The sequence below is a fragment of the Chryseobacterium sp. HR92 genome (assembly GCF_045689405.1).
Classification (GTDB): Bacteria; Bacteroidota; Bacteroidia; order Flavobacteriales; family Weeksellaceae; genus Chryseobacterium; species Chryseobacterium viscerum_A.
The window spans coordinates 2,297,991-2,309,824 of sequence record NZ_CP139139.1; the positions used below are offsets into that span (position 1 = coordinate 2,297,991).

Below are 11,834 nucleotides of genomic sequence, written 5' to 3' on the forward strand. Positions count from 1 at the left end.
AATATAAAATAGTTATTATGAAGAAACTAATTTTAGGAATGGCTATCGTAGCGTCTGCTTTTGCTTTTGGGCAGAAAAAAGATGCGAATGCTTTGAATGCTCAGCTTCAGGAAGCTAACAAAGTTGCTATGGACGCATATAATGCAAAAAATTATGCAGCTGCAGCACCTAAGTTTATTGAAGTTTATGACTTATTAAAGTCTAGCGGACAGGACAACAAAATATATATGTATTATGCTGGACTTAGCCACGCATTAGCTAATAACAGTGACCAATCTATCAAAATTTATACAGACCTTGTTAATTCAGGATTTACAGGAGTAGAAACTACTTATACTGCAAAAGAAAAGAAAACTGGGCAGGTTGTAAATCTTGATAAATCAACTTGGGAGCTTATGAAGAAGAATGCTGACTATTCTGATTTCAAAACAGAGCAGACTAAAAGTATAGAAGCAGATTTATACGAAACTCTGGCTTCATTACTTCTTAATGCGAAAAAAGGACCTGAGGCTCTTGCTGTTATCGAAAAAGGATTAGTTAAATTCCCAAACAGTGCTAAGCTTAAAGAAGCTCAGACTACAGCGTATCTTCAGTCAGGAAATACGGATAAATTCGTTTCCGGATTGAAAGAACAGTTAGCTAAGAATCCTAACGATGCAACCAACTGGTATAACCTTGGGGTAATGCAGGCTAAAAATCCTGCTACTGTAAATGATGCAGTAGAGGCATTCAAAAAGGCAATTGAGCTTAAACCTGACTTCTCTGACGCATACCAAAACTTAGTATATACAACTATTGGTGACGATGCTAAAGTAGTAGGAGAGATCAATGCATTGAGAAAAGACAAGCCGGATGAAGCTTCTAAATTGATCGACGCAAGAAGAGAAAGATTTGGAAAAGCATTACCATACGCTGAAGGATGGTATAAAGCAAACCCAAAGAGCATTGATGCTGTTTCTGCATTAAAGGAAATTTATGTAGTAACTAAAAACATTGAAAAAGTTAAAGAAATGAAAGCCAAAGAAGCTGAGCTTACAGCTGCTGGAGCAAAATAATCATTTTTAACAAACAACAGATATGAAAACCGGAACAGAAATGTTCCGGTTTTATTTTAAACAGAAAGTGTTGACTGAAGTTTTTATCCGCATTTTATGTTCATGTAGAAGCTTTTAGATCTGTTGTAACTTTGGATTAAATTCTATAAACCTAACAGGTTTTTAAAACCTGTTAGGTTTAATTGGTTACCACCACGGTTATGCAGTTCTATTGAAAATTCTTCATACCCAATTCATACATTCAAAATTTCTCTTCTTATAGTGGAGATCAGTAAATTTCACCCTCAGAAATTCTCTGTAATTCCGTATCTTTGAGAAAAATTTTTATAAGATGATCGAGTGGAAAACCGCCAAGGAATACGAAGATATTACCTATAAAAAATCTAACGGAGTAGCAAGAATTGCTTTCAACAGACCAGAAGTTCGTAATGCATTCAGACCTAAGACAACTTCAGAATTATACGATGCTTTTTATGATGCCTATGAAGATCCTTCAATAGGGGTTGTATTGCTTTCAGGAGAAGGACCAAGCCCTAAAGACGGCGGATGGGCCTTTTGTAGTGGAGGAGATCAAAAAGCCAGAGGACATCAGGGATATGTAGGAGAAGACGGAAGACACCGTTTGAACATCCTTGAAGTTCAGCGTTTGATCCGTTTCATGCCTAAAGTTGTTATTGCAGTTGTTCCCGGATGGGCAGTTGGTGGAGGACACTCACTTCATGTTGTATGTGATTTAACTTTAGCAAGCGAAGAACATGCTATTTTCAAGCAGACTGATGCTGATGTTACAAGCTTTGATGGTGGTTACGGTTCTGCTTATCTTGCTAAAATGGTGGGACAGAAAAAAGCCCGTGAAATTTTCTTTTTAGGAAGAAATTATTCCGCTCAGGAAGCTTTAGAAATGGGAATGGTAAACAAAGTAGTTCCTCATGCTGAATTAGAAGATACAGCTTATGAGTGGGCTCAGGAAATATTAGCTAAATCTCCTACTTCTATCAGAATGCTGAAGTTTGCCATGAATCTTACAGACGATGGGATGGTAGGTCAGCAGGTTTTCGCAGGAGAAGCAACCCGTCTTGCCTATATGACGGAAGAGGCTCAGGAAGGAAGAAATGCATTCCTTGAAAAAAGAAAGCCAAATTTCGGAGAAGATCAGTGGATATCGTAAATATTGTATAAATGTATTCATGTAAAAAGTATTAATGATATAAGTATCGTTTTTATCATTTTACATGAATACATTTTACATGAATACAAAAAAATAATATGACGGATTGGATAAAAGCCGCTAGGCTAAGAACTTTACCGCTTTCCCTAAGCGGAATTATTATGGGAGCTTTCATTGCAAAATGGAGACTTTACGGAGAAGGTGGAATCTGGGACTGGAAGATTTTTGCACTCGCTCTTTTGGTGACCCTTTTGTACCAGATTTTATCAAATTATGCCAATGATTATGGTGACGGAGTAAAAGGGACTGACGCCAAAAGAATCAATGAAGCTGAAGCAAGAGCGGTAGCATCAGGAAAAATTACGGCAAAACAGATGAAAAATGCAGTGATTCTTTTCGCAGCACTATCTTTCATTGCAACTATTGCATTGTTGTATGTTGCTTTCATTCCAAACTATATGAATGAATTTTATATTTTCATAGGATTAGGAGTGGCAAGTATTCTGGCAGCGATTGGGTATACAGTGGGTAAAAAACCTTATGGGTACATGGGACTGGGAGATATTTTCGTGTTTATCTTCTTCGGACTTGTTTCCGTATGTGGAAGTTACTTTTTATTCACGAAAACTTTCAGCTGGGATATGCTGTTACCTGGAACAGCTGTTGGAATGATGAGTATGGCGGTTCTTAACCTGAATAATATGAGAGATATTGAAAGCGATAAACTATCAGGAAAAAACAGCTTTGCATTGAGAATAGGATTCAGAAATGCAATGATCTATGAAATGGTCCTGTTGCAGCTTCCTTTATTACTGATTCTTGCGTTTTTAGGAATAAACGGATTTATGCAGCAGCAAAACTATTATGTTTTCATCGTAATGATTCTGTTATTTCCACTCTCAAAACTGAGAAGAAAGATTTTATCGGTAAAAGAACCAAAAGAATTAGACCAGTATTTAAAGCAGGTGGGGATCATGACGTTTGTAATGGCCATTCTTACGGCAGCCGGATTGAATTTATTTAACTAAATCTAAAATATTACATCATGAGTTCTAATGTCTATGTTGAAGCTCAAATGCTTATCAGAAAGCCGGTTGAAGATGTTTTTGAAGCATTTATCAACCCTGAAATAACAACTAACTTCTGGTTCACAAAATCTACCGGAAAATTAGAAGAAGGAAAAACGATTACCTGGGAATGGGAAATGTACGGCGTGAAAAACGTAGTAAATGTACATCAGATTATTCCGAATCAGCTGATCAAAACAGAGTGGGGCGAGCCTTCAGTAAATGTAGACTATGAGTTCAAAACCATGGAAAAAGGAACTCTTGTTATCATTAAAAGTTATGGATTTAGCCAGACAGGTGAAGATCTGTTAAAAGTGATTAATGACAATACAGGAGGTTTTACGACAGTTTTAGACGGTTGTAAAGCTTATCTGGAACATGGAATTAATCTCAATTTAATTGAAGATAAATTCCCGCAGAAATAGAAATCATGAAGACTGCTTTAAAGATAACTTCTTTTCTGTCAATTGTTTTAGCTTTATTACTTATTTATTATTTGATTGAAGAGCTAGGGAGCGGAATGTCAGTTTTTGAAATTGATTTTATTCCGGCCTTCATTACTTTAATTATCATTGCCAATGCTGTTTTAGCTTTTTATGTGTTAATCGGTAAATTGCAAGTAATGAAGCCACTATTGGTTCTCCAGATTTTAATAATAATACCAACATGTCTGTTGGTATATGAGTTTTTTTTAAAGCCCCCAATGGGGTGTTCTTAAATTAAAAAAGATGTTTCTTTCAATTAGGTTGATGAATCATTTTTTTTCAAAAATTTTAAAACTAAATTTAAAATGAAAATACAATTCTTAGGGCAAAATTGTTTCCTGTTCACGTACAAGGATAAAACAATTCTGAGTGACCCTTTTTACAACTACAAAAAAGCAGAATCAGGTTTTGATATTGCTGCTCAAAAAATCGACTACATCCTGTTGACCCATGCGCACGGTGATCATATTGCCGATGTAGCAGAGGTGTTGCAGCATTATCCGGAAGCTACCATTATTGGTGTACCGGAAGTATGCGGTTACTTCCAACAAGCAAAGAATAGAGACGATGTGAACTTAGGGGGATCGGCAAAAATCGACGATCTTAAAATTTCCATGGTTCCGGCTCACCATACAAGTTCTTTCCCGGACGGAAGCTACGGAGGCGTTCCTGTAGGGTATATCTTCAGACTTCCTGAAGGCAAGAACATCTATTTGGCTGGAGATACAGGAGTAATGGCTGATATGGAGCTGTTCCCGAGATTATACGGAAACATTGATCTTTCTATCCTTCCAATCGGGAGCCACTATACAATGTGCCCTAGAAAAGCTTCTTTTGCAGCGGCAGAACTGTTGAAAACTCCAAAAGTAATCGGATGTCACTTTGATACTTTCCCTGCAATTGAAATCAATCACGAGAGTGCATTAAAGCATTTTGCAGATAAAAATGTAGAACTTGTTTTACCAAAATTGGGTGAGACATTCGAATTTTAATCAATAACTGAACCGGAGGTAATCTGAAAATTAGAAAAATGAAAATGATGCGTAAGGTATTAAAAACAAAAAAAGATAATTATCAAATTACCTCTCTTCTTACTTTAAATCAAAAAAAAATGGCAAGCTACCTAAATCACACCGCTACGACCGATTACCTTTGCTGCGTTCCCACCCTGGAGGATTCTCAGGAGCTGGTTGTTTAGGACTTGCCGTTGCAAAGGTAGGAATATTTTATAAACTTCAAAACTTTATTAAAGGAAATTAGTCGAAAAAATGCAGTGGTAAAGCTAAACGCCTGACATTTAGAGGGAAAATTTTTCAACTTTTTTCTAAAAATTTAAATATGACGAAAAGTCCATCAACACTAGGAATTATACTTTTTATCGCTACAATGATCGTTTTCTTTGTAGTGTACACTTTTTTCTCAGGAATCAATTATTTTGATATCTCTTTGAAAGCCAATGCTTTTGTTCTACCTCTTCTCTATGCGGGGGCTGCTTTCTGGTCTGTAAAATCTTATTGGAACAACCATAGAGTAGTAAAATTCAAAGAAGCTTTCCAAAGAGCATTCGTTCCGATGTTTGTCGGAGGAATTCTTTCTATCTTTAGTATTTATGCCTTTTTAAACTTTGTAGATCCGGCGGCAAAAAAACTGTTGAACTACCAATATGTTCAGAGACAAAAATCAGAACTGGATACAGAATATACCTCTGCAAGAAAAATTCTGAAGCATCAGAAAGATATTGATGAGCTGGATCAGAAGTACAAAGAAAGATTACAAAGCTTCACTCCGGAGGCGGTTAAAGGAAAAGATATGCTTACCGCAAGTCATTTTTCAGGATATTTTGCAGCAATTCTTATATTTTACGTAGTTTTGTCGGTGTTTTTTGGAGCGTTTTTTAGAACAAGAACAATACATCAGCCCGAAGAAACAAATCAAGCCTAATTTTTATTAAAATTAAATGAATTTATCTATAGTTATTCCGTTACTGAACGAAGAAGACTCTTTGGAAGAGCTTTTTTCAAGAATTGATAAAGTATGCACAACCAGTAATTTATCTTATGAAATCTGGTTTGTAGACGATGGAAGTACGGATTTGTCGTGGAGTATTATTGAGAATATGAAAGTACAGTATCCTCAGATCCACGCTATTAAATTTTCCAGAAATTATGGAAAATCTCAGGCCCTTCATGCAGCCTTTGAAAGAACAAACGGAGATGTGGTAATTACCATGGATGCCGATTTACAGGATTTCCCTGAAGAGATTCCGGAACTGTACAATATGGTAGTCCATGATAACTACGATATCGTTTCCGGTTGGAAGAAGAAGCGTTTTGACAATGTAATGACGAAAAATATTCCTTCAAAATTATTCAATGCAGCGGCGAGAAAAGTTTCAGGAGTTTATCTTCATGATTTCAATTGCGGTTTGAAAGCCTATAAAAGACAGGTTGTAAAATCTGTTGATGTATATGGAGATATGCACCGTTATATTCCAGTATTGGCTGCCAATGCAGGTTTCAGAAGAATCACGGAAAAAGAAGTACAACACCAGGCAAGACCTTACGGAACTTCAAAATTCGGAACTGAAAGATTTGTAAGAGGTTTTCTGGATTTGATAACCCTTTGGTTTGTAAGTCGTTTCGGAGGGAGACCAATGCATTTCTTCGGAGCAGTAGGAACCTTAATGTTTATTGTTGGTTTTCTTTCAGCACTTTGGCTGGGGATTTCTAAACTGATTGACGTTGCAAGAGGAATTTACGGACATTTAATTACCAATAATCCTTGGTTCTTCATCGCATTAACAATGATGATTCTGGGAAGCCTTCTTTTTGTTGCAGGATTCTTAGGAGAAATGATTATCAGAACGAACCGCGAACACAAGAACTATAATATTGACGAAGTGATATAAAAACAAATGATGTTTCATTGTAAATATGTTGAAAACTAATCTGTTAATGTAAACATCCAGTCAATATATGACAATTCCCATCCTTTGGAGGGGTGTCAAAAATTCAAAAAAATTTTGACGGGGTGGTTAACTGAGCAACAATAACTTCAATCCTAATAAATAAAAAGCACCCTGTAAAAACAGGGTGCTTTTTTGTATTTTTGAAATTATCAGATAAAAAATAAAAGAAAGAGAGAATAAGAAATAGTCTTTCCTGAAAAGCAGAAAATTGAAAATTATCAGGTATTTTATTGTCAAAAGACAAAGTTTTTTAGAAATTTTAATCCTATTTTTGTTCAAAATAATATTGAAAGTCCTGTAAGAGACATAAAAAAAGCTTTCAGAGATTTTCAGTAAAGATCGTTGCGATTATAATATAGAATATTTAAAATTAAATATGAAAAAAGTTGTATACACATTAATGCTGATGGCAGTAGTTTCTTGTGGGAAAGTTTCTCCAAAGGGAAATATTGAAAAGAAAGATGTGGATGTTTCGGAGTTCGTCAATCTGGATCTGGAAGGGAAATTCCGTGTATTTTATGCCAGAGGTCCGAAAAATTTTGTAGAAATAGAGACTTATCCTAACGTGGCTAATAATCTTGATGTAGATGTAAAAGACAAGACACTTTTCATCAAAGAAAAAAGAGGTACAAAGGGAGTTGATTTTTATAACGTGACGATTTATTCAAAATATAATCTTGAAAAAGTAGCCGTTTCCGATTCTGTTGAAGTGAATATTTCAAGCGAAATCAAAACAGATAATTTCAGACTTAGCATGAAAAATAATGCAAGCTTCATGGGATCTGTGAATACCAGAAGAGCAGAAGTGGAAATGCACAACAGAAGCCGCGCCAATTTCCTGGGATTGTCCAAAGATGCTGTCATAAAGATTTCAGATACAGCCAGTTTAATTGCTCCATACTGGAAAATCACCAACCTGAATATAGATTCTAAAAACGGAAATTATGCTGAAGTGAATGTAAAAGATTCTTTGAAAGGAAACATTCAGAACACGGCAAAATTTATTTATTATAATGATCCAATCAGAGCATTTAAAATAGATAAAACGACAAAAGTCGAAAACAAAAAGCTGGATTAAAAACAGCATTATTTAAACTAGAAACTAGGAACTTTACAAACTATAAAAGAACAACAATACAAATATGAATACACTAGAAAAAGCGAAACTTTGGTTAAGTGATACCTTCGATAAAGAAACGAGAGATGCTGTACAGACATTGATCGACAGTAATTCTCCTGATCTGGAAGATTCTTTCTACAGAGAACTGGAATTCGGGACAGGAGGTATGCGTGGGATAATGGGAGTAGGAACCAACCGCTTGAATAAATATACATTAGGCCAGGCTACTCAGGGATTGGCCAATTATATGCTGCAGCAGTTCAAAGGAGAAGAAATTAAAGTGGCCATCGCTTATGATGTTCGTAATAACTCAAAAGAATTCGGAAAACTGGTAGCAGATGTTTTAACAGCAAATGGAATTAAAGTATTGCTTTTCAAAGATCACAGACCCACTCCTGAATTGTCTTTCACTGTACGTGATAAAAAATGTAACGGAGGAATCGTGTTGACAGCTTCTCACAATCCGCCGGAATATAATGGTTATAAAGTATACTGGAACGACGGAGCACAAATTGTTCCGCCTAATGATGAAGCCATTATCAATGAAGTATATTCAGTAAAATTCGAGGAAATTAAATTCAACGGAAATGATGATCTGATCGAATGGATCGGAGAAGAGCAGGATGATGTGTATATTGATGCTTGTATTGAAAACTCTACCTATCAGAATGTTGGAAAAGAAAATTTAAATATTGTTTTCACCTCTATCCACGGAACAACCTATACTACCATTCCTAAAGCTTTAGAAAAGGCTGGATTCAAAAAAATAGATCTTGTAAGAGAACAGATGATCCCAAGTGGAAATTTCCCTACAGTGGATTCTCCAAATCCGGAAGAGCCTGCAGCACTGGAAATGGCACTGGATCTGGCAAGAATTACCAATGCAGATATAGTGATCGGAACAGATCCTGATGGGGACAGATTGGGTATCGCTGTAAGAAATCTTGATGGTGAAATGCAATTATTGAATGGTAACCAAACCAATACAATCCTTACTTACTACATTCTTAATGAGTGGAGAAAACAAGGAAGAATTACCGGAAAAGAGTTCATCGGTTCTACCATCGTAACTTCAGATATCTTCTTTGATATTGCTCAAAAATTTGGTGTAGAATGCAAAGTAGGTCTTACCGGATTCAAATGGATAGGAAAAATGATCCGTGAAGCAGAAGGAACACAGAAATTTGTATGTGGCGGTGAAGAAAGTTTCGGATTCATGACCGGAGATTTTGTACGTGATAAAGACTCTTGTGGAAGTATTCTTGTAGCTTGTGAAATTGCTGCATGGTGCAAAGCTAACGGAAAAACAATGTACCAATACATGATCGAGATTTATGAAGACCTTGGAATGTATTATGAAGGATTGATCAATATTGTAAGAAAAGGAAAAGAAGGAGCTGAAGAAATTCAGAATATGATGAAAGACTTCCGTGAAAATCCTCCAAAAGAATTGGCAGGTTCATTAGTTGAAGAAGTGAAAGACTTTAAAGAGCAGACAAGTCTTACCATTTCTACAAATGAGAAAAAAGTAATGAATGATATTCCAAAGTCTAACGTTTTGATCTATTACACACAGGATGGGACAAAAGTATGTGTAAGACCTTCAGGAACAGAGCCTAAAATCAAGTTCTATGTTTCGGTGAAGGATTCCATTACTTCAGAAGCAGATTTCAGAGACAAATTAAAATCATTGGAAGCTAAAATCGGAGCTGTTAAAACAGATTTGAAACTGGATTAATATTTCGGAAACAGCAGATGATCAAAAAAATAATAGCAGTTTGCTTATTGTCTGCAGCTGTAGTTTCCTGTAAAAAGGAGACTGCAGTTTCAGATAAAAAACCGGCAAATGATTCGATTGTTACAAAAGAAGCCATAGAAGATCAGTACAAGCCGATAGATACAGCTTGTTCTCCCGCTCATAAAACGGAGGATTACATTACATCACTTCAGTGGTACCGTACCAAAATCGAAAAAGAGATGGCTGGAAACAGCCCGGAGCAGAATGACAAAGTATATGAAGATTATTTGAAAATAAGAGGAAAGTATACAGAATGTCTGATGAACCTTCACACAAATGTTTTGGATAAATATGTGAATTATTATAATTATGATAAGGATCAGTACAATCTTCCGGACAATGTTAAAAAAATAGCTTCAGAACTAAAAAAAGCAGGTCTTGAATTCAGAGAAGTGGGAGAAGGGATTACTGAAATATGGACCATTCCGGGATATTATTCTTCTCTTTTTAAAAATAAAGTAACTCCGGATTATGAAGTTTACATTTCACAAACGGATAAAGAAAGTGAAACCAATTATGCAGCAGATGCAGGATTGATTATCGGCTGGGAACAATTAGGTGACAGACTGATGTTCTGGGAAAATTTTATGAATAAATATCCTGAAAGTAAGCTGATAAAGACTGTAAAACAAGACTATAACTACTATCTGTCCGATTATCTTTTAGGAATGGATAATACGCCTACCTACGAAAGAGAACAGGATAAAGGAACCGGAAAACTAAACGATGAAAACAGAGCGGAATTCAACAGGATGATCAAAAAATATCCGAATTCCAATACGGCAAAAAAAGCAAAAGAAATAATCACTCTTTTTGATGCACAAATGCCGGTAGATCAAATACATGAAAAAATTAATGGTGAACGATAATATTAGTAAATTTTAAATAAGAATAAAAGTGAAAGTTTCAAAATTAGCAGCGAACCTGATCGGTTCTGAAATTGTAAAAATTGGTAACGAAGTAAATGATCTAAAAGCAAAGGGAGCAGAAATTGCCAATCTTACTATTGGTGATCTGAATTCTAATATCTATCCTATTCCGGCATTGCTGAAGGAAGAGATTCAGAAAGCATATCAGAATAATCTGACGAATTATCCGCCTGCAAATGGACTTTTATCTTTAAGAAAAGAAGTTTCCAAAGACCTTAAAAAAAGATGGAACCTGGATTATTCTCCTGAAGATATCCTGATTACAGCCGGATCAAGACCTTTGATCTATGCCGTATATAAAACCATCGTGGATGAAGGAGATAAAGTGGTATATCCTACACCATCATGGAACAACAATCACTATGCTTACCTTACTTCTGCCAACGCTATAGAAGTAAAAACAAAGCCTGAAACCAATTTCCTTCCGACTGCTGATGATTTAAGACCGCATTTGGATGGAGCTGTATTATTGGCATTATGTTCTCCATTGAATCCTACAGGAACAATGTTTACAAAAGATCAGCTTTCAGAGATTTGTGAACTGGTAATTGCTGAAAACAAAAAAAGAGGAGCAGATGAAAAGCCGTTATATTTAATGTATGATCAGATCTATTCTTGCCTTACTTTCGGTGCTGAGCATGTAGATCCGGTTTCTCTTTTCCCTGAAATGAAAGACTATACCATCTATATTGACGGTATTTCAAAATGTCTTGCAGCAACAGGAGTACGTGTAGGATGGGGATTCGGACCTGCTCATATCCTTGATAAAATGAAGGCACTTCTTACTCACGTTGGAGCATGGGCACCAAAGCCGGAACAGGAAGCAACCGCTAAATTCTATGAAAATTCAGAGAATGTAGATACTTTCGTTGAGGATTTTAAAGGTAAGCTTGAAGAAAGCTTAAAAGTTCTTCACAACGGAGTTCAGGATTTAAAAGGAAAAGGTCTTTCAGTAGACAGTATCGAACCTATGGGAGCTCTTTATCTTACCATTAAGTTAGACTATATTGGAAAAACAAAACCGGATGGAGCTGTTATTGAAAACTCTTCAGACCTTGTATTCTACCTGATTAATGAAGCAGGAGTGGCTTTAGTACCATTCTCAGCCTTCGGAGAAGACAAATCAGAGCCTTGGTTCCGTGCTTCTGTGGGAGGATTGGCTGTAGATGAGATTAAAGTAATGCTTCCGAAACTGGAAAATGCTTTGAACAAATTAAAGTAATTCTCAAATAAAATATAAACTT

12 protein-coding genes and 1 other RNA gene are annotated in these 11,834 nt (G+C 35.9%); 12 read left to right on the forward strand and 1 reads right to left on the reverse strand.

The window, feature by feature from the left end; genetic code table 11:
- Nucleotides 1–17: 17 nt before the first annotated feature.
- The 6 genes from SFA27_RS10330 (at nucleotide 18) to SFA27_RS10355 (ending at nucleotide 4,767) form a co-directional block, all read left to right on the forward strand.
- Nucleotides 18–1,055 carry a tetratricopeptide repeat protein gene (locus tag SFA27_RS10330; RefSeq protein WP_407297982.1) on the forward strand — a complete coding sequence of 346 codons (1,038 nt, stop codon included), beginning with the start codon at nucleotides 18–20 and terminating at the stop codon, nucleotides 1,053–1,055.
- 331 nt (nucleotides 1,056–1,386) lie between these two features.
- Entirely contained in the window at nucleotides 1,387–2,223 is an 837-nt protein-coding gene (locus SFA27_RS10335) for a 1,4-dihydroxy-2-naphthoyl-CoA synthase (RefSeq protein WP_047374497.1), read from the forward strand.
- Between the two features lie 98 nt (nucleotides 2,224–2,321).
- A complete protein-coding gene (menA, locus tag SFA27_RS10340) occupies nucleotides 2,322–3,251 on the forward strand; it encodes a 1,4-dihydroxy-2-naphthoate octaprenyltransferase (protein ID WP_407297983.1) in 930 nt (309 codons plus the stop codon).
- Nucleotides 3,252–3,268: 17 nt separating this feature from the next.
- Nucleotides 3,269–3,715, forward strand: coding sequence for an SRPBCC family protein (locus SFA27_RS10345; RefSeq protein ID WP_264517815.1), 447 nt, complete (start codon nucleotides 3,269–3,271; stop codon nucleotides 3,713–3,715).
- A gap of 5 nt (nucleotides 3,716–3,720) precedes the next feature.
- Nucleotides 3,721–4,008, forward strand: coding sequence for a hypothetical protein (locus tag SFA27_RS10350; RefSeq protein WP_264517816.1), 288 nt, complete (start codon nucleotides 3,721–3,723; stop codon nucleotides 4,006–4,008).
- A 72-nt stretch (nucleotides 4,009–4,080) separates the two neighbouring features.
- Entirely contained in the window at nucleotides 4,081–4,767 is a 687-nt protein-coding gene (locus SFA27_RS10355) for a metal-dependent hydrolase (protein WP_121487943.1), read from the forward strand.
- A gap of 117 nt (nucleotides 4,768–4,884) precedes the next feature.
- Here the strand turns inward: SFA27_RS10355 and ffs are convergent.
- Nucleotides 4,885–4,982: signal recognition particle sRNA small type (gene ffs, locus SFA27_RS10360), an RNA gene on the reverse strand.
- Between the two features lie 131 nt (nucleotides 4,983–5,113).
- On the opposite strand from ffs, the gene SFA27_RS10365 reads away from it, so the two are divergent.
- The 6 genes from SFA27_RS10365 (at nucleotide 5,114) to SFA27_RS10390 (ending at nucleotide 11,812) form a co-directional block, all read left to right on the forward strand.
- On the forward strand, nucleotides 5,114–5,716 hold the full coding sequence (locus tag SFA27_RS10365) for a DUF4199 domain-containing protein (protein WP_047374506.1): 603 nt from the start codon (nucleotides 5,114–5,116) through the stop codon (nucleotides 5,714–5,716).
- 16 nt (nucleotides 5,717–5,732) lie between these two features.
- Complete coding sequence (locus SFA27_RS10370) at nucleotides 5,733–6,683, forward strand: glycosyltransferase family 2 protein (protein ID WP_047374509.1); 951 nt, start codon at nucleotides 5,733–5,735, stop codon at nucleotides 6,681–6,683.
- A 436-nt stretch (nucleotides 6,684–7,119) separates the two neighbouring features.
- Complete coding sequence (locus SFA27_RS10375) at nucleotides 7,120–7,821, forward strand: GIN domain-containing protein (protein WP_047374512.1); 702 nt, start codon at nucleotides 7,120–7,122, stop codon at nucleotides 7,819–7,821.
- Nucleotides 7,822–7,885: 64 nt separating this feature from the next.
- Nucleotides 7,886–9,601, forward strand: a complete 1,716-nt coding sequence (locus SFA27_RS10380) for a phospho-sugar mutase (RefSeq protein WP_407297984.1) — start codon at nucleotides 7,886–7,888, stop codon at nucleotides 9,599–9,601.
- Nucleotides 9,602–9,618: 17 nt separating this feature from the next.
- Nucleotides 9,619–10,530 (forward strand): hypothetical protein, encoded by a 912-nt coding sequence (locus SFA27_RS10385; RefSeq protein WP_407297985.1) that lies wholly within the window; start codon nucleotides 9,619–9,621, stop codon nucleotides 10,528–10,530.
- A 28-nt stretch (nucleotides 10,531–10,558) separates the two neighbouring features.
- Nucleotides 10,559–11,812 (forward strand): pyridoxal phosphate-dependent aminotransferase, encoded by a 1,254-nt coding sequence (locus SFA27_RS10390; RefSeq protein ID WP_407297986.1) that lies wholly within the window; start codon nucleotides 10,559–10,561, stop codon nucleotides 11,810–11,812.
- Nucleotides 11,813–11,834 lie beyond the last annotated feature (22 nt).

Coding starts and splice junctions, on each gene's coding strand:
- SFA27_RS10330 (WP_407297982.1), top strand. CDS start 18: ATGAAGAAACTAATTTTAGGAATGGCTATCGTAGCGTCTGCTTTTGCT.
- SFA27_RS10335 (WP_047374497.1), top strand. CDS start 1,387: ATGATCGAGTGGAAAACCGCCAAGGAATACGAAGATATTACCTATAAA.
- menA (WP_407297983.1), top strand. CDS start 2,322: ATGACGGATTGGATAAAAGCCGCTAGGCTAAGAACTTTACCGCTTTCC.
- SFA27_RS10345 (WP_264517815.1), top strand. CDS start 3,269: ATGAGTTCTAATGTCTATGTTGAAGCTCAAATGCTTATCAGAAAGCCG.
- SFA27_RS10350 (WP_264517816.1), top strand. CDS start 3,721: ATGAAGACTGCTTTAAAGATAACTTCTTTTCTGTCAATTGTTTTAGCT.
- SFA27_RS10355 (WP_121487943.1), top strand. CDS start 4,081: ATGAAAATACAATTCTTAGGGCAAAATTGTTTCCTGTTCACGTACAAG.
- SFA27_RS10365 (WP_047374506.1), top strand. CDS start 5,114: ATGACGAAAAGTCCATCAACACTAGGAATTATACTTTTTATCGCTACA.
- SFA27_RS10370 (WP_047374509.1), top strand. CDS start 5,733: ATGAATTTATCTATAGTTATTCCGTTACTGAACGAAGAAGACTCTTTG.
- SFA27_RS10375 (WP_047374512.1), top strand. CDS start 7,120: ATGAAAAAAGTTGTATACACATTAATGCTGATGGCAGTAGTTTCTTGT.
- SFA27_RS10380 (WP_407297984.1), top strand. CDS start 7,886: ATGAATACACTAGAAAAAGCGAAACTTTGGTTAAGTGATACCTTCGAT.
- SFA27_RS10385 (WP_407297985.1), top strand. CDS start 9,619: ATGATCAAAAAAATAATAGCAGTTTGCTTATTGTCTGCAGCTGTAGTT.